The organism is Sphingobium fuliginis (assembly GCF_015074805.1).
Lineage (GTDB): Bacteria > Pseudomonadota > Alphaproteobacteria > Sphingomonadales > Sphingomonadaceae > Sphingobium > Sphingobium fuliginis.
On the sequence record NZ_CP060036.1, the window covers coordinates 1,148,592 to 1,170,596 of the forward strand.

General features: G+C 66.9%; 18 protein-coding genes. 9 read left to right on the forward strand and 9 right to left on the reverse strand.

Going from position 1 to position 22,005, the window contains the following annotated elements:
- Positions 1 to 50: 50 nt before the first annotated feature.
- From H5V43_RS21195 to H5V43_RS21215, 5 genes are all read right to left on the reverse strand, one after another.
- Positions 51 to 1,439 (reverse strand): porin, encoded by a 1,389-nt coding sequence (locus H5V43_RS21195; RefSeq protein WP_044661022.1) that lies wholly within the window; start codon positions 1,437 to 1,439, stop codon positions 51 to 53.
- A gap of 271 nt (positions 1,440 to 1,710) precedes the next feature.
- Positions 1,711 to 3,492: a sensor domain-containing diguanylate cyclase gene (locus H5V43_RS21200; protein ID WP_025549454.1), complete on the reverse strand. Its 1,782-nt coding sequence runs from the start codon at positions 3,490 to 3,492 to the stop codon at positions 1,711 to 1,713.
- 66 nt (positions 3,493 to 3,558) lie between these two features.
- Positions 3,559 to 5,025, reverse strand: coding sequence for an FGGY family carbohydrate kinase (locus H5V43_RS21205; RefSeq protein WP_044661021.1), 1,467 nt, complete (start codon positions 5,023 to 5,025; stop codon positions 3,559 to 3,561).
- The gene (locus H5V43_RS21210; RefSeq protein ID WP_025549455.1) at positions 5,022 to 6,530 is read right to left on the reverse strand and encodes a glycerol-3-phosphate dehydrogenase; all 1,509 of its coding nucleotides are present in this window, start codon (positions 6,528 to 6,530) and stop codon (positions 5,022 to 5,024) included. The genes H5V43_RS21205 and H5V43_RS21210 overlap by 4 nt, the downstream gene beginning before the upstream one ends.
- Positions 6,531 to 6,749: 219 nt before the next feature.
- A complete protein-coding gene (locus H5V43_RS21215) occupies positions 6,750 to 7,964 on the reverse strand; it encodes a phospholipase D-like domain-containing protein (protein ID WP_025551366.1) in 1,215 nt (404 codons plus the stop codon).
- 119 nt (positions 7,965 to 8,083) lie between these two features.
- Here H5V43_RS21215 and rpoZ point away from each other — a divergent pair, with 119 nt between their 5' ends.
- Positions 8,084 to 8,428 carry a DNA-directed RNA polymerase subunit omega gene (gene rpoZ, locus H5V43_RS21220; protein ID WP_007688625.1) on the forward strand — a complete coding sequence of 115 codons (345 nt, stop codon included), beginning with the start codon at positions 8,084 to 8,086 and terminating at the stop codon, positions 8,426 to 8,428.
- A gap of 223 nt (positions 8,429 to 8,651) precedes the next feature.
- On the opposite strand, the gene H5V43_RS21225 is transcribed toward rpoZ, so the two are convergent.
- On the reverse strand, positions 8,652 to 9,623 hold the full coding sequence (locus tag H5V43_RS21225; RefSeq protein WP_025551364.1) for a PQQ-dependent catabolism-associated beta-propeller protein: 972 nt from the start codon (positions 9,621 to 9,623) through the stop codon (positions 8,652 to 8,654).
- Positions 9,624 to 9,791: 168 nt separating this feature from the next.
- Between H5V43_RS21225 and pedF the strand changes: the two genes are divergently transcribed.
- The 8 genes from pedF (at position 9,792) to H5V43_RS21265 (ending at position 17,711) form a co-directional block, all read left to right on the forward strand.
- A complete protein-coding gene (gene pedF, locus H5V43_RS21230) occupies positions 9,792 to 10,217 on the forward strand; it encodes a cytochrome c-550 PedF (RefSeq protein ID WP_025551362.1) in 426 nt (141 codons plus the stop codon).
- A 5-nt stretch (positions 10,218 to 10,222) separates the two neighbouring features.
- Entirely contained in the window at positions 10,223 to 11,080 is an 858-nt protein-coding gene (locus tag H5V43_RS21235; protein WP_025551360.1) for a substrate-binding periplasmic protein, read from the forward strand.
- A 142-nt stretch (positions 11,081 to 11,222) separates the two neighbouring features.
- Complete coding sequence (locus tag H5V43_RS21240) at positions 11,223 to 12,965, forward strand: methanol/ethanol family PQQ-dependent dehydrogenase (RefSeq protein WP_044661020.1); 1,743 nt, start codon at positions 11,223 to 11,225, stop codon at positions 12,963 to 12,965.
- A 13-nt stretch (positions 12,966 to 12,978) separates the two neighbouring features.
- Positions 12,979 to 13,755: a response regulator gene (locus H5V43_RS21245; protein ID WP_025551358.1), complete on the forward strand. Its 777-nt coding sequence runs from the start codon at positions 12,979 to 12,981 to the stop codon at positions 13,753 to 13,755.
- 100 nt (positions 13,756 to 13,855) lie between these two features.
- A complete protein-coding gene (locus H5V43_RS21250; protein WP_025551356.1) occupies positions 13,856 to 14,389 on the forward strand; it encodes a GNAT family N-acetyltransferase in 534 nt (177 codons plus the stop codon).
- A 178-nt stretch (positions 14,390 to 14,567) separates the two neighbouring features.
- Complete coding sequence (locus H5V43_RS21255; protein ID WP_025551354.1) at positions 14,568 to 15,032, forward strand: aminoacyl-tRNA deacylase; 465 nt, start codon at positions 14,568 to 14,570, stop codon at positions 15,030 to 15,032.
- Between the two features lie 162 nt (positions 15,033 to 15,194).
- A complete protein-coding gene (gene katG / locus H5V43_RS21260) occupies positions 15,195 to 17,417 on the forward strand; it encodes a catalase/peroxidase HPI (RefSeq protein WP_025551352.1) in 2,223 nt (740 codons plus the stop codon).
- Between the two features lie 132 nt (positions 17,418 to 17,549).
- A complete protein-coding gene (locus H5V43_RS21265) occupies positions 17,550 to 17,711 on the forward strand; it encodes a hypothetical protein (RefSeq protein WP_162195987.1) in 162 nt (53 codons plus the stop codon).
- Between the two features lie 115 nt (positions 17,712 to 17,826).
- Here the strand turns inward: H5V43_RS21265 and H5V43_RS21270 are convergent, their stop codons facing one another.
- The 3 genes from H5V43_RS21270 to H5V43_RS21280 form a co-directional block, all read right to left on the reverse strand.
- On the reverse strand, positions 17,827 to 18,519 hold the full coding sequence (locus tag H5V43_RS21270; RefSeq protein ID WP_025551350.1) for a phytanoyl-CoA dioxygenase family protein: 693 nt from the start codon (positions 18,517 to 18,519) through the stop codon (positions 17,827 to 17,829).
- Between the two features lie 116 nt (positions 18,520 to 18,635).
- Positions 18,636 to 20,843, reverse strand: a complete 2,208-nt coding sequence (locus tag H5V43_RS21275; RefSeq protein ID WP_193666839.1) for a hybrid sensor histidine kinase/response regulator — start codon at positions 20,841 to 20,843, stop codon at positions 18,636 to 18,638.
- Positions 20,840 to 21,982, reverse strand: coding sequence for an FIST N-terminal domain-containing protein (locus H5V43_RS21280; RefSeq protein WP_044661018.1), 1,143 nt, complete (start codon positions 21,980 to 21,982; stop codon positions 20,840 to 20,842). Before H5V43_RS21280 ends, H5V43_RS21275 begins: the two co-directional genes overlap by 4 nt.
- Positions 21,983 to 22,005 lie beyond the last annotated feature (23 nt).

Below are 22,005 nucleotides of genomic sequence, written 5' to 3' on the forward strand. Positions count from 1 at the left end.
TCCCTGTTAGGATGCGGCCCCGCCCCGTGACATTGTTCCTTCGGTCGGGATCAGAAGAACAGGATGGCCCCCGCCGCGATGGCGTCGGAACTGGCCTGATTGCCGTTATGCGCTTCCGATCTGGTGTGGACATATTCGCTCAGCAGCGTGACCCAGCTTGTGAGGCCGTAGCGGACCTGCCCCACCCAGCTCGAATTCTTGTCCACCAGCGTCGGGTTCGCCAGCGCGTCGGCGGCATTGGCATAGTCGAGATTGCTCTCGCCATAGCTGCCCCCGACAGAGAATTTTCCGAAGCTCGCCAGCCCCTGCAGATAGAAGCCATGGCTGTCGCGCTTGTTGCCCAGCCCATCGGTGTCGAACAGGTTGAGCGCCGTCGTGCCAAGGCCCGAAGCGTCATAATAGGTGCCGACCAGCGTCAGCGGCCCCACCGTCACCTTCGCGCCCGCGTCCCAGCCCCAGCTCGTATAGTCCGGCCCGGCGATCACATCATGCTTCTGCCGGATGCCCGCCGCCCACAGGCGGGTGCCCACGCCGCCGAACTTGCCGTCATAGACCAGCTTGCCCTGGAAGCCCGGCTCCTTGTTGGCCTCGTCCGGTCCGGTCAGCGAGGACAAGGGCTCGAAAATGCCGATGCTGGCGGTGAAGCCGCTGAAGCTGGGCGTGGTATAGGTGATCTGCGGCTGGAAATCGGTGTAGATATAGCCGACGCCGATCCGCCCCAGCGTGGTGTTGGACGGCGCGACATTGCCCGCCGGCGTGCCCGACGACAGCAGGGTGATGTCGTTCAGGATCTGCTCCGAGGCGAACAGGCCGATGTCGCGGCCGATCTTCACCTCGCCAAAGCCCGGACGGCCGAAGGTCAGGTAGGTCTGGCGGAAATCGATGCCCGCCGTCTGGAGCCCGCGCGGATTGCCGGGGCTGTTCGCGCCGCTGCCCGCATAGCTGACGGAGTTGATGCCCGGATACATGCCGAAATGCGCGCCGACGTCCCAGCCGCCCTGCCTGGTCATGACCTCCACCTTCAGGAAGCCGGGCAGCAGACCGTTGCGGATGGCCGAACTCTTGCCACCCACCGTCGCCACGCCGCCGACGACGCTGTTGGTGGCGCTGGGCGCCTCGCCATTGTCATGGACGTAGAAGCCATTGACCGATCCGGAGAATTTGAGCGTGACGTCGCCCATTTCGAAGCCGACACCGCTGTCGGTCATGCGGACGCTCCGACCGCCGCCCGACGCATCCGGCGTCACCGGCGGCGCGGCCGGCGCGGCAGCGGCCTCCGCGCTCTCATTCTTCAGCAGTTCCTGATATTCCTCGTCGGAGAGGATTCCCTTTTCATGCAGCCGCTTCAGCAGATCGGCGGTGGTCCCGGCCATCGCCGGCGTGGCAGTCGCGCAAAGCAGCCCCATGGCCGCGCTCGCGAGGAGCAGCGTCCTTTTCATAACATCCTCCCTCTTTTGTGCCGGTCAATGCCCCCGGCTGAAGAGAGATTGAGGCCGGCAGGGCGCGGCGGAAATTGGACTTAGGGCCTCCTCCCTTGGGAGGAAGGGACGCATGGCTCCAGGCCGCAGGCGGCGCCTGCGCGGACGCTCGAAGCAAGGGCGCGGCGCGCAAGAGCCCGGTTCAGACAGGAGGAATCAGGCACTACTTTGGTCGAAGGGCGCATGGATGTTCGCGCGGAGAGCATCCGCGGCAAGGGTCAGGATCTTGACCTTACGCCGCCAATCGCAGGCAGTTGCGTCCGCTATGCTTGGCGTTGTAGAGCGCCTTGTCCGCGGCCTCCAGCACGGCCTGCCCCTCGCTCTGGCCGCCCAGCGCCACCAGTCCCGCGCTGAACGTCACCGGGATCACCTCGCCCGAATCGATCTGCACCGGATGGGCCGTGACCATTTCGCGCAGCCTTTCGCAGATCATGCTCGCCCGCACGACGTCGGTGCCGCTCAGCAGGATGGCGAATTCCTCCCCGCCCAGACGGCCGATGCTGTCGACGCTGCGCAGTCCGGGACGCAACCGCTCGACGAAGCCCGCCAGCACGCGGTCGCCCGCGCCATGGCCGTAGCCGTCGTTGACCGCCTTGAAATGATCGATGTCGATCAGCAGCAGGCAGGCCCGCGCGCCATGCCGGACGCGCAGCATCTCCTCCTCCAGCTTTTCGAGGAAGGCCCGGCGGCTGTCCGCCCCGGTCAGCGAATCCAGCGCCGCCACCTGCTGAAGCGCGCGTTGCCGCGCCTTGTGCCGGGACATGTCGCGGATCGTGCTGACAAGGCCGGTGGGCAGGCCGCGCTCGTCGACCACGGCGCGGGCCACCATCTCGCACCAGTCGCTGCCTTGCGCGGAAATGAAGGGGCGGAATTCCACCGTCTGCACCTCGCCCGGCTGCTCCAGCGCCCGGTCCAGCGTCGCGATCACCTGTTCCCGGTCCGCCGGGTCGACCAGATTGGCCGCGTCCTGCCCGACCAGCAGTTCCGGCGCGCAGCCGATCTGTTCGGCCGCCGCGGGGGAGGCATATTCGATCACGCCGCCAACGCTGATGTTGAGCACCACGTCGCCGCTATTTTCCGCAATGGCGCGATAGCGGGCCTCGCTTTCCTGCAACATCTGGAACAGGCGGCGGCGGCTGTTCAGCTCCGCAGCGATCGGCATCGACAGCAGGAAACTGAAGGCCAGGAAGAGCTGGAAGAACTGCATCCGCTCGCCCAGCGTGCCGGGGATCATGTACAGCGGCCCATGACCGGTCATGGTCGCCATGCCGCCGATGATGGCCAGGATCATGACCGAAGCCGCCGCGCCCAGATTGCCCAGGCGGAAGACCATCGCGACCATCGGCAGCAGCAGCGCGAACAGCATCGGATAGCGCGCCGCGTAGAAGACGAAGGCGGTCGCCAGCGCGAACAGCAGCAGCAGCGCCAGCGCTTCCCACTTGCCCCTGCGCGAAGTCTGGCCGAACCAGCGCCGCAATTCGCCCTGCATCAGCATCATCAGGATCGGCGTGCAGGTCAGCGCGCCCAGCACATGCCCGGTATACCATTGCAGCAGCGATGCGCCGAAGGACACCGTCGTCAGCGCCGACGCGACAGTGGCGGCGGCCAGGCCCGCGATCAGATTGGCCGGACCGCACAGCGCCAGGATGAAGACGAACAGCGGCTGCATCGAACCGGCGAACTTCCCGCCTCGCGCGAAGCGGCGGCAGATCAACGCGACGATCAGCGCTTCCAGCAGGTTGATGCCCGCCATCGGCACGGCGGCGAGCGTCCCCATCCCCCACAGCGCGGTCGACAGCGCGCTGGCCATGCCGCAGGCGATCAGCGCCCACGGCCAGGAAGCGGTTCGCGATGTCAGCAGATAGGCCATCAACAGCGCGTTGGCGCCCCAGATGAAGGCCAATCCCCCTTCGAATCGTGAACTGGCAAGCGCCAGCGACGCCGCCAGGAAATAGGCGCAACCCAGGGCAACCGGTTCCACGCGGGAAGAAGGATGTCGAAGAGACGTCTGCATGTTCGCCCCGCCCTAGACGCTTATCGTTAAGATATACTCACGATGATGATTTTACACAGGGGAAAATCATGCCGACGCCAGCAATGCCTGCCATCGCCCCAGCCTTTCGCCTCTGACATCGTCCGGCAGGGCCGGGGCGAAGCTTCGCCGTTCCGCCCCCATGGCCCCCGCCGCCTCGGCAAGGGAGGGAAACAGGCCCGCGCCCACCGCCGCCAGCATCGCCGCGCCCCGGGCGGTCGTCTCCACATCGGCGGGGCGATCCACGCGCAGCTGCAGAATGTCCGCCAGGTCCTGCGCGATCCAGTCATTGGCGCTCATTCCTCCGTCGATGCACAGGGCGCGCCAGGGCATGCCGTCGGCCGCGAATGCGCCAGCCAGGTCGTGAAGCTGGTGCGACAGCGATTCGAGCGCCGCGCGCACGATATGCGCCCGCTTCGTGCCCAGCGTCAGGCCATGGATCGCCCCCCTGGCGTCGGCGCGCCAGTGCGGCGCGCCCAGCCCCGCCAGCGCGGGCAGCATGGCGACGCCGCCGCTGTCGGGCACCGAACGGGCCATCGCTTCGCTTTCCTCCGCCGTTGCGATCAGGCGCAGTTCGTCGCGCAGCCACTGGATCAGGCTGCCCGCGACGAACAGCGACCCTTCCAGCGCATAGCTCGTCTCGCCCGGCAATCGACAGAGCAATGTGCCGAGCAGGCGGTGCCGCGATACCGGCACGCTACTCCCCATATGGGCAAGGACGAAGGCGCCGGTGCCCAATGTCGCCTTGGCGTCGCCGGGGGTCAGGCAGGCCTGGCCGATGGTCGCCGCCTGCTGATCCCCCATCAGTCCCCGGATCGGGATCGGCCGGCCGAACCATTGGTCCTGCGTCTCGCCAAAGGGGCCGATATTGTCGACGATCTCCGGCAGCGCATGCGGCGGCACGCCGAACAGGTCGCACAGCCCCCGGTCCCAATCGGCGGCGTCGAGCGCCATCAACTGGGTGCGGCTGGCGTTGCTGGCATCGCTGACATGCAGGCCGCCGGTCAGCTTCCACATCAGCCAGCTTTCGACCGTGCCGAAGGCCAGCGCGCTGCCCGCCGCCGCCACGGCGGGCGCATGATCGAGCAGCCAGCGCATCTTCGTCGCGGAGAAATAGGGATCGATCACCAGCCCCGTCCGCCGCTGGATCGCCTCCTCCTTGCCCGCCTCGCGCAGGGCGGCGCAATGATCGGCGGTGCGGCGGTCCTGCCAGACGATGGCGGGGGCCAGCGGCTCGCCCGTCCGCCGGTCCCACGCGACCACGGTCTCGCGCTGGTTGGTGATGCCGATGGCGGCGACACGGTCGGCCCCGCCCGCCAGCGCCACCATGTCGCGCGCGCAGGCCAGGGTCCTGTCCCAGATCTCCGCCGCATCATGCTCGACCCAGCCGGGCCGCGGATAATATTGGCTGAGGTCCGCCTGCGCCATGCCCAGCCGCCGCCCGTCCGGCGCATAGAGCATGGCCCGCGTCGACGTCGTGCCCTCGTCCAGCACCAATATCGGCCGTTCGCTCATGCCTTCTCCCCCAGCCATTCCCGGACATGCGCGGTCTGGCGCGCATCCAGACGCAGCCCCAGCTTCGTCCGGCGCCATAATATGTCGTCGGCCGTCATCGCCCATTCCCGCGCCACCAGATAGCGCAGCTCCGCCTCGGTCAGGCCATGACCGAAATGCGCGCCCAGCGCCGCCATGTCCCGCGCCCCGTCCAGCCACTCCCAGGCGCGGGTGCCATAGGCGCAGGCGATCCGCTCCGCCGAGGCATAGTCCAGGAAAGGATAGTCGCAGCCCAGGTCCGCGATCAGCCGGTCGCGCCCCTGCATCGGGAAGTCGCCGCCCGGCAGCGCCGCCTTCGCGGTCCAGTCGCCGCCCGACAGGCTGGGGAGAAAGGGCTTCAGCATCGCCACCGCCTCCGCGGCGAGGTGGCGGTAGGTGGTGATCTTGCCGCCGAACAGGCTCAGCAGCGGCGCCTCTCCGTCCGGCGCATCAAGCTCCAGCCGATAGCCGCGCGTCGCCGCCTCCGGTCTTCCCGAACCGTCGTCGACCAACGGGCGGACCCCGGCATAGGACCACAGCACATCCTGCGGCGCGATGCTCTTCCGGAAATAACGGTTCGCCCCTTCGCAGAGATAGGCGATCTCGTCGGGATCGGGCCGGACATCGTCGACCGGTCCCCGATGATCGCGATCCGTGGTGCCGATCAGGGTGAAGTCCCGCTCATAGGGCAGCGCAAAGAAGATGCGGCCATCGGGCAGTTGGAAGAAATAGGCGAAGCCATGGTCGAACAGGCGCGGCACGACGATATGCGATCCGCGCACCAGCCGCATGTGGCGGTCCGTTTCGCCATGGGCGCGATGGAGCAGGTCCAGCGCCAGCGGCCCGGCGGCGTTGACCACGGCGCGCGCGCGGAAGCGCGGCATCGTTCCGTCCGCCGCCCGCGCATATATGGTCCAGCCGCCGCTTTCCCGTTCCAGCCGCCGCACCTCCGTCCGGCTGTGCACCTCCGCGCCCCGGTCGGCGGCATCGCGGGCGTTCAGGATGACCAGGCGCGCATCGTCCACCCAGCCGTCGGAATAGACGAAGGCCGTGCCGAAGCCGGTTTTCAGGGGCCGGCCCGCCGGATGACGGCGCAGGTCGACGCTCTCGGTCGGCGGCAGGGCGCGTCGGCCGCCGATATGGTCATAGAGGAAGAGGCCAAGCCGCAGCATCCAGCGCGGCCGCAGCCCCGGCACCCAGGGCAGCACGAAGCGCAACGGATGGACGATATGCGGCGCGATCGCCCAGAGCCGCTCGCGCTCCGCCAGCGATTCGCGCACCAGCCCGAATTCCCGATGCTCCAGATAGCGCAGCCCGCCATGGATCAGCTTGGTGGAGGCGGAGGAGGTGCCCTGCGCCAGATCGCCGCGCTCCAGCAGCAGCACCCGCGCACCCCGACCGGCCGCATCGCGCGCCACGCCGCAGCCGTTGACGCCGCCGCCGATCACGGCAAGATCATGGGCCGCCGGGTCCTTATCCCTTGTCACGCCGCCACCCTAGCGCGCTTCGGGGACGGGGGGAACCGAAACGGACCCGCCCCGGACAAGAGGCCGGTTCCGATGCTAGAGCCAATCGACATTCAGCCCTGACGGCTTGCAAATGACGCTTTTCCGTGCTTCCGGTGCTCACATACCTTGAGTAGGCTGCGCGCCGGGTCACGGAAAACCACCATTTTCGGCTCGTCATCATCTGAATGTCGATTGGCCCTAGTCGGCATCCGGATCGCGGAAATTGAGCCGGCGGGTCACGGTATAGTCCAGCACGCCGACCAGGAAATAGCTGATCCACTGCTTGACCAGCGTCGGCAGGCTGCGCTGGGCGCGGTGCGTTTCCAGCGTGATCTGGCGGCTTTGCGCGACCCGCCGGTCGATCAGGGCGCGCATATCCTGCGCGAAACCGGCGTCCTCGACGCGCAGCATGATCTCCAGGTTGAGGAACAGGCTGCGCATGTCGAAATTGGCCGATCCGATATAGACCGCGTCGTCCACCACGATCAGCTTCATGTGCAGCTTGCAGGGCTGATATTCCCATATCTCCACCCCGCGCCTCAGCAGCGGGCCATAGAGCAGGCGGGCCGCCGCGACGGTCGCGCCATTGTCGGACCTGGAGGGCAGTACGAGGCGCGACCCCTTTCGCCGCGCCGCCCGGGCGATGCGCTTCAGCATGCCGCGACCCGGCGAGAAATAGGCCTCCACCATGTCGAGCCGCCGCGCCCGCTCAAGGTCATGCTTCACAAGCTGCGCCCAGGGACTGAGCCGGCGGGTGGGACCGCCGATCACCCAGCGCATCGGCTCGCCCGGCGCGGTGTGGAGAGGGCTGTGCCAGTTGCGCACCATGCGGCGCAGCGTGCGGAATCGCTGCTTGCGCGTCGACACCCAGCGCCAGAGCTGGCCGTACCAGCTTGTCATCGCCTGCACCTGCGGCCCTTCCACCAGCAGGCCCAGGTCGTGCCAGCAATCCTCCGCCGGAATCCCGAAATAGCCGTCCTCGACGTTGAAGCCGCCCGTCAGCAGCCGCCGGTCGTCGGCGATCGCCAGCTTCTGATGGTTGCGGATCAGGTAGCGCGTCGAGCGCCGCGCCCCGAAGCGGCCGAAATGCCCGCCCGCCGCCACCAGCGGATCGAAGAAGGCAAGCGGCGTCGATCCCGATCCGAAGGCGTCGATCATCAGCGTGACCGCAACGCCGCGCCCCCGCGCCGCGATCAGCCGGTCGAGGATGAGTTGCCCGCTGCCGTCGGCGGCGAAGATATAATAATAAAGCTTCAGGCTCTCCCGCGCGCCGTCGATCAGGTCGACCAGGGCCTGCCGCAACGCCGGTCCCGTCTCGATCACGCGCAGGCGGTCGGCGTGCAGCGACAGGCCGATCTGTCCCTCGCCCTCCCACCCGCCATCACCCGGCCCTGCCTGCTGGATGCTCGCCATATTCCGTTCATGCCCGCATTCGGGGCGGCTGGCCACAGTTTATGGGCTTTTCATTGACTCTTAAGGCCTGCGCTGTTAGGCGCGCATTTCACCATTTCTCTTGGTTCAGGAGCGCCCGTTTGGCCCGCGTTACCGTCGAAGATTGCGTCGACAAGGTTACCAACCGTTTTGACCTCGTCCTGCTTGCCGCGCAGCGCGCCCGTGAGATTTCGGGCGGCGCCGAGCTGACTCTGGACCGTGATCGCGATAAAAATCCCGTCGTCGCCCTGCGCGAGATCGCGGAAGAGACCGTCCTGCCGGTGGATCTGCATGATTCGCTCGTCGCCTCGCTGCAGAAGGTGCAGATCGATGACGACGACACGCCGGACGAAATCGGCTCGATCGCCCAGTCGGCGGAGGCCCTGCGCCTGACCGCCGCCGCCCCGCCGCGCAACCAGAATATCGGCGGCGACTACGACGGCTGATCCAGTCACCAGTTTGGAGAGGGAATGAGGCCCGGCCTGCGCAAGCAGGACCGGGCCTCACCGTTTTGGATGCAGCTGGGCATGGCGTGCTTGGCCAATTGTCGCCACGGGTCGGTATGGCTCCTGCGAAGGCAGTGGCTCAGCGCCGCTTCCCGGGACTGCCTTGTGCGATCAGCCTCTAATGGGCCAAAACTCTCCTCCGAATGCCGGCGCAGCCGCCATTTCAGGGAACCGCCACGATCCCCCACGGCGCCGCCCCCACCGGGATCGTTCCCGTGACCTCGCCCCTGGCCAGATCGATCACGCTCACATTGTCCGAAAGGCCATTGGCCGCATAGGCCCGCGCCCCGTCGCCGCTGACCGCGACATGCCACACCCGCTTGCCCACGGGAACATAGGCGCGCACCTTGCGGCTCGCCACGTCGACCAGCGCGACATGATCCGCCCGCCCCAACGCCACCACCGCCGTCCGGCCGTCCGGCGTGAAACGGATGCCGCAGGGCAATATGCGATGCTCCGCCACGCCCGGAATGGCGAAATGCAGGGTCTCCACCACCTTGCGGGAGGCCGTATCGACGATCTGCACCGTCCCGCCCACCTCCGCCGCGACCCACAGCTGCGCGCCATCGCCCGTGAACTCCACATGCCGCGGGCGCAGGTCGACGGGCGTCGCGTCGATCATCTCCTTCTTCGCCACATCGACCCAGTTGACGACATTCTCCTCCTCCGAAGTCACCGCGACCCACCGGCCGTCCGGGCTTTGCGCCACGCCCTCGGGCTCGCCGCCGACGTCGACCTGGAAGGCGACGGTCCGGTTCGCCAGGTCGATGGCGGTCAGCGCAGCATTGTCCTCATTGGCGACGAACAGCGTCCCGCCATCGCGCGAGAGGAAGAATTGCTCCGGGTCCTCCCCGGACGGCAGCTCCGCCACGACCTTCCCCGTCGCCCGCTCGATCACCTGCACCGCATGATCTGTCGATGCGCAGAGATAGATATATCTGCCGTCCTTCGACACGGTGATCCCCCGTGGCCGGCCGCCGACCGCCCAGGTCGCGATCACCTTCGCGCTGGCCGCATCGATCACGGTGACGCTGTTGCCCCGCTCGTTGGAGACATAGAGCGTCTCCGCCCACGCGCTCACTGGCTGCGCGCTCATCGGAACCAGCATCAACCCCGCCAGAATGATGCGCTTCATATGCCCCGATCCTCTCCGCCGTGCCTCGTTATGCGTCATGTTCCTGCGCATAAGCGCTTATGGCTCTATAGCGCGCACAGCGTCACCGGGATTGTACCAACGGCCAATAGGGACGCAAAGCGCGCTGCCCTACACTCGCCCCAATCAATTCGGGTGAGGATTTCGAGCATGAATCTGGGACGCATTTCGCTGCTGGGCGCCATCGCCATATTGGGCGCGACCACGGCAACCGGCCTGATGGCGCACGGCAATGTGACGCCACAGGCCGTCGACACCTCCGCCCTGCCGGACATTGGCGAGGAATGGCTTGCGAAAAACCCCTATAGCGGCAATGCCAAGGCGATAGAGATCGGCCAGTCCGCCTATGGCCAGAATTGCGCCCGCTGCCATGGGCTCGACGCGGAAAGCGGCGGCATCGCGCCCGACCTGCGCTATCTCGAACAGGGCGAATCGGGCGACCAGTGGTTCGTCGAACGCTTCCGCCACGGCTCCAGCCATGATGGGAAGGTCTATATGCCGCCCTTCGGCGACGTGCTGGGCCAGAAGGCCGGCTGGGCGATCCGCGCCTGGCTCGAAACCAAGTTCCAGGGCTAAAGGCCATGCTCAGCCGGCGTGGCCTGATCGGCGGAGCGGGCGCGGCGATGGCGCTGGGGCTTTGCCCCGGCATGACCCACGCCGCGCCGCTGGGCAAGGTCAAGGAACTGGGCGTGCTGCGCGTGGTGGTCTACAAGGACAACCGCCCCTGGTCCTGGGAGGAGGGCGGGAAACTGGTCGGCCTCGACGCCGACCTGGCGAGCGCCATTGCCGGGAAACTGGGCGTGCGCGCCGACCTCGCCCAGCTCGTAGCGGATGAAAGCGCCGACGACGATCTGCGCCATGGCGTGTGGAAGGGCGGGCTGCTGGGCTTCGCGCCGGGCGACCTGATGTTGCACGTCCCCTTCGACCGGACCTTCGCCGCCCGCAACGACCAGGTGGCGATCATCGCGCCCTATTATCGCGAAAGCTTCCGTTTTGCGGGTACGCAAAACGCCATCGATCTGGAAGCGCCGCCCACCGGCTGGCGCGGGCACAGGCTGGCGGCCGAACTCGACTCCATCCCCGATTTCTACCTGATCGGCTCCTTCGGCGGCATATTGGCGAAGGATGTGGCGCATTATCCCAGCGGCTCCGACGCGGTCGCGGCGGTGGCGGCGGGCAAGGCGGACGCCGTGCTCGCCAGCCGCGCCCAGATCGAGGAAGGGCTGCACCGCGGCGCGAAGGGCCTCACCCTGCGCAAGGGGCCGCTGCCCGCCTTCACCTCGCCCGGCTGGGACATCGGCATGGCGGTCAAGGAAAACAGCCGCACATTGGGCGATGCGGTGGAGGAGATTGTCGCCGCCATGGCCGCAAGCGGCGAGATGAAGGCGCTGTTCGCCACCTATGGCGTGCAGTGGACGCCCGCGCTGGCGGCAGGATGAACCCTGCCCTTTCCCTCCTCTGGAGGGGAAGGAGCCAAAGACGGAAGGACCGACCCAAGGTCCAATTGCTGCGCACAACGGGTGCAATAATCTGAAACAGTCGGGGGCGCGGAGCACGCCCTTTCAACAGAGGGAGGATGGAATGAAAGGACGTTTGACGCGAGCCCTGTCCGGCGCCGCGATCCTGGGCCTGGCGATTGCCGCCGCGCCATTGCTGGCCGAAGGCCCCACCGATGCGGACCTGATGAACGACGCGGCGACGCCCGGCGACGTCCTGACCTATGGCATGGGTCCGCAGGCGCAGCGCTTCAGCCCGCTGAAGGCGATCAACGCCTCCAACGTCGCGAAGCTGGTCCCCGCCTTCGCCTCCTCGCTCGGCGGGGAAAAGCAGCGCGGGCAGGAAGCGCAGCCGATCGTCTATGACGGCACCATCTACGTCACCGGCAGCTATTCGCGCCTCTTCGCCTTCGATGCGCGCACCGGCGAGGAAAAGTGGCAATATGACGCCCGCCTGCCCGAAGCGATCATGCCCTGTTGCGACGTGGTGAACCGGGGCGCGGCGATCTATGGCGACAAGATCATCTTCGCCACGCTGGACGCGCACATGGTCGCGCTCAACCGCCACACCGGCAAGGTCATCTGGAACAAGCAGACCGCCGATTATCAGGCGGGCTATTCCGCCACCGCCGCGCCGATGATCGTCAAGGGCAAGGTGATCTACGGCAACTCCGGCGGCGAATTCGGCATCACCGGCGCAGTGGAGGCCCGCGACGTCAACACCGGCGAACTGATCTGGCGCCGCCCGACGATCGAGGGCAATATGGGCACCCTCAACGGCAAGGATAACGGCATCACCGGCAAGACCAACGCCAGTTGGCAGGGCGACCTGTGGAAGACCGGCGGCGGCGCGACCTGGCTGGGCGGCACCTATGATCCGGAAACCAACCTGCTCTTCTTCGGCACCGGCAACCCCGCGCCCTGGAACAGCCATCTGCGCCCCGGCGACAATCTCTACACCAGTTCCACGCTGGCCATCGACCCCGACACCGGCGTCATCAAATGGCATTTCCAGACGACCCCGCATGATGGCTGGGACTTCGACGGCGTCAACGAATTCATCCCCTTCGACGCCACGATCAACGGCAAGCCGATGAAGCTGGGCGCGAAGGCCGACCGCAACGGCTATTTCTTCGTTCTGGACCGCACCAACGGCAAGTTCATCAGCGCCAACAAGTTCGTCGCGCAGACGACCTGGGCCAATGGCTTCAACAAAAATGGCCGTCCGAACTATAACGACGCCAACCGTCCCGGCGCGCCGGGCGAAGCGGCCAAGGGCCAGTCGGTCTTCGCCAGCCCCAGCTTCCTGGGGGGAAAGAACTGGATGCCCATGGCCTACAGCCAGGACACCGGCCTCTTCTACATTCCGTCCAACGACTGGGGCATGGACATCTGGAACGAGCCCATCGCCTACAAGAAGGGCGCGGCCTATCTGGGCGCCGGCTTCACCATTAAGCCCATTGCCGAGGATCATATCGGCGCGCTGCGCGCCATGGACCCCAAGACCGGCAAGATCGTCTGGGAATATAAGAACAAGGCGCCGCTCTGGGGCGGGGTGCTCTCGACGGCGGGCAACCTGGTCTTCACCGGCACGCCGGAGGGGTATCTGAAAGCCTTCGACGCGAAGACGGGCCAGGAATTGTGGAAGTTCCAGACCGGCTCCGGCGTGGTGGGCAGCCCCGTCACCTGGGAACAGGATGGCGAGCAATATGTGGCGGTGATGTCCGGCTGGGGCGGCGCGGTGCCGCTCTGGGGCGGCGAAGTCGCCAAGAGCTTCAAGGACATAAACCAGGGCGGCGCGCTCTGGGTGTTCAAGCTGCCCAGATAAGAGGACAAGAACGATGATCGTCATGGGACGCGGCAACCACATGCACTCCATTCCGGCGGTTCCGCCCGGCGCGATGCGGCTTGCCACGGCCCATGACTTGTCCGATGATCCGGGTCGAGGGGTGGGCCAGTATATGGGTGGCGAGGCAATCATGGAGCGGGTGCTGATCGTCGACGATCACCCCCTCGTGCGCGACGGGCTGCGCAGCGTGATCGCGATCAGCTTCGACAATTGCGACATCTTCGAGGCGGCAAGCATGGACGAGGCCGTCTCGCTGCTGGAGAAGCAGGATAATTTCGACCTCATCCTGCTCGACCTCAACATTCCCGACGTCCGCCGCCTGGACGGCCTGAAACTGCTGCGGGACCGTTTCCCGATCCTGCCGGTGGTGATGGTGTCGGGCGCCTTCGACCGCGCCATCGTGCAGGAGGCGCTGGCCGCCGGCGCGGCGGGCTTCATTCCCAAATCGCTGAAGCGCAGCGCCATCGTCGATGCGCTCCATCGGGTGGTGTCGGGCGAAATCTATCTGCCGGAGGCCATGGGAGAGAATGTCGCGCCCACGGCGGAGGAGGATGAGATCGCCCGCCGCATCGACAGCCTGACGCCGCAGCAGAAGACGGTGCTGGCGCATCTGGTGCGCGGGCGGCTGAACAAGCAGATCGCGCACGATCTGGGCGTGTCGATGACCACGATCAAGGCGCATGTCTCCGCCATCCTCCAGAAGCTGGGCGTGCTCAGCCGCACCCAGGCGGTGATCAAGGCCAATCAGGTGCATTTCCGCGCCGATTGAGCCCTTTTCCCCGATTTCTTCCCTTCTTCTCCAGCCGGTGGCCGGTTGTGTCGCCGCCCGGCGTCGGGCAGGATGGCGAAATGGTGGAGGCGACAGGGCAATGAGCGTCACGGTCCGGAAGGCGACGGTCGGGGATGCGGCCGCCATCGCCGCCATCTATGCGCACCATGTCCTGCACGGCACCGCCAGCTACGAGCTCGTGCCGCCGTCCGTTGCGGAGACAGTGGCCAGGATCGAGCGCGTGACCGGCCGGGGCTGGCCCTTCCTCGCGGCGTGCGACGGGGCGGAGGTGGTCGGCTATTGCTATGCGACGCAGTTCCGCGACCGGCCCGCTTATGCCTTTGCGTGCGAAAACAGCATCTATGTGGCGCAGGACCGGCGCGGCGGCGGCATCGGCCGGGCGCTGCTCGATGCCCTGCTGGACGCGGCCGGGGCTTTCGGCTTCCGCCAGATGGTGGCGGTGATCGGCGGCGGCGAACCCGCTTCGGTCGCGCTCCACGCCGCCTGCGGCTTCCGGCAGGTGGGCCGCCTCACCGGCATGGGCTGGAAGGCGGGCCGCTGGCTCGACACCGTCTACATGCAGATCGCGCTGGGCGGCGGCAATGCCACCGCGCCCGACGCCGCCCGGCCGTAACCGCGCGGCGGAGGGGGCAGCCGGGGCGATTGGTTATCGGCCGCAAATCTGCTATTCCTGATCCTATCGACGGCATTGGCCAGACCCGCCGCCCGCCCTTGTGCCGGCACCCGTTCCCGGCACCGCGCACGACGCCCCCCTGACCCATGTCCGCGGGCACAGGCCGATGGAGGATGTCATGGCGATTTCCCAAAGATTGCGCGGCTATATGGACCGCTGCGGCACCAGCTTCGACGAATGGCCGCATGAACCCTCGGCGGAGATGGCGCGGGCGGCGCAGGCGGCGCATGTCCCCGGCCGGCAGGTGGCGAAAGCGGTGCTGGTGCAGGCCGGCGACGAATATCTGCTGGCCGTCCTGCCCTCCTCCAAGCATGTCAGCTTCAACTTCCTGCAGCAATGGCTGGCCCGCGACGTCTCGCTGGCGGAGGAACATACGACCGCGGCGCTGTTCCCCGACTGCGAACTGGGCGCGCTTCCGCCGGTCGGCGCGGCCTATGGGCTGAAGACGATCATCGACGACGACATGCTGATGGATCAGGATGTCTGGTTCGAGGGCGGCGACCATCACACCCTCGTTCATATGAATGCGGAAAACTGGCGGCGGCTGCAAAAGGGCTCCGGGCATTTCGCGTTCAGTATTTAGAGAGGAAGGGGTGCCCCCTCCCGCGGCGGGAGGGGAGTCATGGTCCCCTTTCATCTAATAAATTCCACACTGTTATCGGAAAAATAACATGGCCTTCGCAGTTCCCCCTTCGCGGGGCATGGCCTAGAATCCGGTCCCGGAGAAGCTGAAAGGAATCGTGCAATGGACGCAAAGACGAGCAATGATCCGCTGGCCTGCCCCGTGAAGGAGCCTGCGGCGCTGCGATCCCTGCTGGGGCGCACCAACCGCGACTGGTGGCCGAACCAGCTCTCGCTCGACATCCTTCAGCAGAACGGCCTGTCCGGCAATCCGCTGGGCGACGATTTCGATTATGCGGCCGCCTTCAAGTCGCTGGACTATGACGCGGTGAAGAAGGACCTGACGGCCCTCATGACCGACAGCCAGCCCTGGTGGCCGGCGGACTATGGCCATTACGGCCCCTTCTTCATCCGCATGGCCTGGCACTCGGCGGGCACCTACCGCACCGGCGACGGGCGCGGCGGCGCCTCCTCCGGCTCGCAGCGCTTCGCCCCGCTCAACAGCTGGCCGGACAACGCCAATCTCGACAAGGCCCGCCGCCTGCTGTGGCCGGTCAAGCAGAAATATGGCCAGAAGCTGAGCTGGGCGGACCTCATGATCCTGGCCGGCAATGTCGCCATTGAATCGATGGGCGGCCCGGTCTTCGGCTTCGGCGGCGGCCGCGCCGACGTGTTCGAGCCGGAAAAGGACGTTTATTGGGGCACGGAGGAGTTCTGGGTCGGCCAGGAGGGCAATGAAACCCGCATCCAGCCGGAAAAGAACATGGTCCTCGAAAGCCCGCTGGCCGCGATCCAGATGGGCCTCATCTACGTCAATCCGGAGGGGCCGGGCGGCAACCCCGACCCGCTGCAATCGGCCCGCGACATTCGCGAAACCTTCCTGCGCATGGGCATGAACGATGAGGAGACCGTCGCGCTCACCGCCGGCGGCCACACCTTCGGCAAGGCCCATGGCGCGGGCGATGCATCGAAGGTCGGCAAGGAACCCGAAGGCGCCGACATCGCGCAGCAGGGCCTTGGCTGGCAGAGCGGCTATGAAAGCGGCGTGGGCGATCACACCATCACCAGCGGCATCGAAGGCGCGTGGACGCCGACGCCCCGGGCCTGGGACCACAGCTTCTTCCACATGCTGCTCGACTATGAATATGAGCTGGTGCGGAGCCCGGCGGGCGCCAAGCAGTGGCAGCCGGTGAACCAGAAGCCCGAAGACCTGGCCCCCGGCGCGCACAGCCCCGACAGGCGCGTGCCGACGATGATGACCACGGCCGACATGGCGTTCAAGATGGACCCGGAATATCGGAAAATCTCCGAGCGGTTCCGCAACGATCCCGCCGCGTTCGAGGATGCCTTCGCCCGCGCCTGGTTCAAGCTGTGCCATCGCGACATGGGACCGAAGGCCCGCTATCTCGGCCCCGAAGTCCCCGCCGAAGACCTGATCTGGCAGGACCCGATTCCGGCGGTCGACCATCCACTGGTCGACGCTTCGGACATCGCCGCGCTCAAGCAGAAGATATTGGCGTCCGGCCTCAGCGTCGCGGAACTGGTGACGACCGCCTGGGCGTCGGCCTCCACCTATCGCGGGTCGGACCATCGCGGCGGCGCCAATGGCGGGCGCATCCGGCTGGCTCCGCAAAAGGACTGGGACGTGAACCAGCCCGAACAGCTTTCCCGCGTCCTCTCCGTACTGGAGAAGATCAAGGCCGAGTTCGACAGTGCGGGCGCGAAGAAGATTTCGCTCGCCGACCTGATCGTGCTGGGCGGATCGGCCGCGATCGAGAAGGCGGCGGCGGATGGCGGGCGCAGCATCGAGGTGCCCTTCACCCCCGGCCGCGCCGACGCCTCGCAGGAACAGACGGATGTGCAGAATTTCGAGGTGCTGGAGCCGAAGGTCGACGGCTTCCGCAACTATCTGCCCGTGCCGTTCAGCGTGCCGGTCGAGGAACTGCTGATCGACCGCGCCCAGTTGCTGACCCTCAGCGCCCCGGAAATGACGGTGCTGGTCGGCGGGCTGCGGGTGCTGGGCGCCAATCATGGCGGGTCCGGCCATGGCGTGTTCACCGACCGTCCGGGGACGCTCAGCAACGACTTCTTCGTCAACCTGCTCGACATGGGCACGGCGTGGAAGGAGGTGGAGGGTCACAAGGACATCTTCACCGGCACCTGCCGCAAGTCCAATGAACAGAAATGGACCGGCACGCGGGTCGACCTGGTGTTCGGATCGAACGCGCAACTGCGCGCCCTGTCGGAAGTCTATGCCTCCGCCGACGCGGGCGACAAGTTCGTGAACGACTTCGTCGCCGCCTGGACCAAGGTGATGAACGCCGACCGTTTCGACCTGGCGGCATAAGGGGTCGGGCCGCTCCTTCGGGGGCGGCCCTTTCCACGGCGCCCTGCATGGGGTCGACGCTAAGCCTTTCGCTGAATTGAGCTTGCCCGCTTTTCATGCGACAGTGCCGCCGCCATGATGCGGAGACTCGCCGTGCATGATCATCTGAAGGATGCTGCCGAGGCAGCGGCCCTCACGGACAAGGAACTGGCCGCCATCCGCCGCAGGATGGGCGACCCGAAGAACCCGTCCGGGTTCGAGCAGGCCGTGCTGGACGAAATGGAAAGACGCCATCTGCAACCGCGCCACTGGTGATCGCCCCGGCGCTTGCTCCTGCGCCATGCTATTCCGCCAGGACGGTGCGCGGCGCGATCCCCAGCCCGCGCTTGATCGCGCGTTCCATCCGGCCGAAGCGGCTGAACTGGATGATCTAGGCTCCCCGCGCCCTGGGCGTAAGGTTGGCGCCGGTATAATGCAGGGTAAGCGGCGTATGGATGGTCAGCCCACCCGCCTCGATCGGGCATGCGACCCGCTCGCCGGCTTGCGGAACCGCCGCCTCCCGGCCCAAAGTGCCCGATATGCGCGTAAAGGGCCGATGCGGCATGACCCCGGCGCGATGGCTGCCGGGGACGAACTCCATGCAACCTTGCTCAAGGCTGGTGTCCTGAAGCGGAATCCACAGGTGGAGCCGGGCAAGGCCCCCGGCATGCGCCCCGCCGCCCAGCTTCCGATAGGCGATGTCCTGATGCCATGGCGTGGTCGTGGCGGAATGCCCGGGCTTGAAGATGATATGGTCGAAGGCGAAGTGCATCGGCCCCGCAATGGCATCGACCAGCCGCTGGCTCCGCACGAACACCTCGGTCGCCATCAGGCGCGGCGCCAGGTTGGAGGCATAGCGTATCTCATGCTGGCTGAGCCGCGCAGGGCCGGCGCCCGCCAGCCCGCGCCCCATGTCCATCCGGAAACGGTCGCCGGGACGGACAGGATCATCGAGCGCCGCGACCAGCAAGCGGTGGATTTCGACGATCTCCTCCACGGAACGGGCGGAATAGGCGTCCCTGATCACGGTGAACCCATCCCGGATCAGTGAGGATCGAGCCGTCGCGACGTCGAAAGCGCTCATAGCCCGCTCCATGATGTGGGGGATTCAGCCTATCACCGATGGCAAGGACGGGCGATCAGTGGGAACACCTAAAGCATCCGACCGGATCGACTTTCAGCCCCGACAGAAACAACCGCCTATTTCAACATCGTGCGCAGCAAGGCGCGCAGTTGCGCAGGCTTCACCGGCTTGCCCAGCAGCGGAATGCCCCAGCCGTCCATCCGGGCCTTCAGCGCCTCGCCCCGGTCGGCGGAGATCATCACCGACGGCACCGCCCGCCCGAAATGGCCGTGCAACCGCTCGATCACGGCATCCCCTGTCTCGCCGTCGTTCAGATGATAGTCGACCAGGATGACATCGGGCGCCTCGCCTTCCGAAAAGGCGGCGACCGCCTCCGCGAATCCCCCGGCCGTCGCCACGGTACAGCCCCATCCGCCCAGCAGGGTCGACATGCCGGTCTGGATCGCCCGCTCATTGTCGACCACCAGCACCTTCAGCCCGCGCATCGACCGGTCGCTGCGCGGCGCGCTGCCCCCATCGCCCTCTTCCACCACCGCCTCGCCCTGCGGCACGCGGATGGAGAAGGTCGCGCCCTGCCCCGGCACCGATTCCAGCGTCACTTCATGGCGCAGCATGTCGCTCGCCCGGCGGACGATGGCGAGGCCCAGCCCCTTGCCGCCCGCCCCCCTGCCCCCCGGCGTGTCGAGGCGGCGGAATTCCTCGAAGATCAGTTGCTGCTTGTCGACGGGGATGCCGGGACCGCTGTCGGCGACGCTCAGCCTTATCCCATCCGCCTCCGCGACGCAGGCGACGCGCACCGACCCGCGCTGGGTGTAGCGCAGCGCATTGGACAGGAAATTCTGGAGAATCCGCCGCAGCAGCCGGATGTCGGAGCGGACCCAGACCGGGGCCGTCTCCACCGCCAGCACCAGCCCCGCCGAACGCGCCATCGGCGCGAATTCCGTCCGCAGCGTATCGAGCAGCCGATCGATGCGGAAATCGCTGATCTCCGGCTGGATCGCGCCCGCGTCGAGGCGGCTGATCTCCAACAGCGCCTCCAGCAGATCCTCGACGGAATCCAGCGCGGTGGACGTCTGGTTGACCAGCGCCCGCGTCGGCAGCGCCAATCGCCGGTCGCCCAGCGCCGCGACGAACAGCCGCGCCGCGTTCAATGGCTGCAACAGATCATGACTGGCCGCCGCCAGGAAGCTGGTCTTGGACAGGTTCGCCTTCTCCGCCGCCGTCTTGGCGTCCATCAACTGCGCCTCGATCTGGCGCCGCTCGGCCACCTCCGCCTCCAGTTCGGAGGTGCGCTCCGCCACCCGCCGCTCCAGCGTCTCCGCCGTCTCGCGCAGCGCCGCCTGCGCGCGCAGCATGTCGGTCACGTCGGTGAAGCCGATCACCTGCCCGCCCCGCTCCATGGCGTTGCTGCGAATCTCGAAGCTGCGCCCCCCGGCATGGACCAGTTCGCTGCGATGGCGCGCCCCGCCCCGGTCGAGGCAGCCCCTGTCGTCCATCCCCAGATTGCCCCGGCACCAGTCCAGCAGCGCGGCATGGCTATCCCGCTCCTGCGCCCAGTCCTCCGGCAGTTCCAGCAGCCGTTGCAGCGCCTCGTTCCACGCCGCCAGCCGCCCCTCGGCATCGAACAGGCACACGCCTTCGGAGAGGTTGTCGAGCGTCGCCTGCAGCACAATGTTGCGCTCGGCCAGTTCCCGCGCGCGGTCGCGGGCATCCTCCGCCTTCACCTCGGTGATGTCGGTATAGATGCCGACGATGCCGCCCTCGCTGGTGCGCAGTTCGTTGATCTGCACCCAGCGCCCGTCGGACAGCGCCTGCACATGCCCGCCCTCCGCCACGCTATGGCGCGCCAGCCGGTCCGACACCCATCGGTCCTGTCCCACCGGGCGGTGATGCGCCGCCGCCAGCTTGGCGATCTCGTCGAAGCTCATGCCCTCGCGGATATGGTCCGCAATCTCCGGCCAGAAACCCAGATAGGCCTCGTTATAGAGGACCAGCCGGTCCTCCGCGTCGAACAGGACGAAGCCTTCGTTGATCGAATCGATCGCGTCGCGCATCCGCATCCGCGCCGCGTCCGCATGGCCATGGGCGGAGGCGAGGTCGGCATTGGCCTCCGCCAGCTTCGCCAGCGCGTCTTCGAGCTGCACGGTCCGCTCGCGCACCATGGCTTCCAGCGAGATCGCGGTCTCGAACATCGAAAAGGCGTTGCCGGCCATGTCGCTCGACCGTTCGACCCGGTCGATCAGCGCCGCATTGATCTTGCGCAACTTGCGGTTCTCTTCCCGCAACGCCTCCAGTTCGGCGGAAGAGAGGGCCGCGTCGGTCATCGGCCGATGGCAAGGCCGCTGAAGGTCTGGTTGACGTGCAGCGCATGATATTGCTCGCCATAGGTGTTGAAGCCGATCACCCGATGCCGCCCGTACAGCTCCGACACGGCGCGGCTGATCTGCCGCTGCTCGGCATCGATGCGGTTCAATACGCAATCGAAGGCGATGATCCGGTCCACCGGTCCCACCTCCGCCGCAATGTCCGCGAACAGCGCGTCCATCCGCGCAATACGGTCCACCGGCTCGCCCACGGTCATCACGATCCCCTCGTCGATGGCGCAGTAGAAGGTAAGGCTGCCGTCGGGATTCGCGCTCTGGATCGACCGCACATGATAATCGCCCCCGGCCCGCACCATCAGCGGATGCGCGGCATAGAAGGCGACGCCCAGCGCCTCGCCCGCATGACCCGCCAGCCGCAGATATTCCTGCGCGGCGGGCTCCGCATTGATCTCGGTCACGATCCGGTCGTTCGGGATCGCCCCGGTGACGACCATCTTCGCCTCGCTCGGCCGGTAGTGCTGCGCCTTGAACACATGCAGCGGGCGCGGCGTGGACAGGATCGCCACCACCGCCGCATGGCCATGGAAGCGCCCGCCATGGAAGACCGCCGTCTCCCGAAAGGCCATGCCGTCGCCCGACGACCCGCCGATCAGCGCAATGTCGCCCAGCGCGTCCTGGATCGTCATGGTCAGCAATTCTTCCCGATGCGACAGCCCGTCGACCAGGAACAGCGCGACATGATTGACCTTCCCGCCCAGATGGCGGCTCTCCCGCTCCGCCTGCGCGGCCAGCCCGCGCACCGCCTGCCGCGCGGCGGCGGGATCGAAATTCTCGATGTCGTCGAAACAGAGCGAGGTCATGTGAAAGGCCGAAGCCGGAAAGCCGATGACGCTCAGGCTGTCCTCATCATAGCCATTTTCGGTCAGCTCGCCCGAACTGGTGCAGCCGATCGCCACCACGCCCTCCGTCCGGCGGTTGACCGCCCGCGCCAGCGCCTCCCGGTCGAAACGATGCGAACAGAACAGCAGCATCCCGGCCAGCGGTTCGTCCCCCAATTGACCGGCGACTTCCGCCATGGCCTTGGCCGGATCGCCCGCATGGCTTGACGCAAAGGCGATCTCCGATGCCAGCACCGTCATGTTCCTCTCCCCGCATTTTCTCC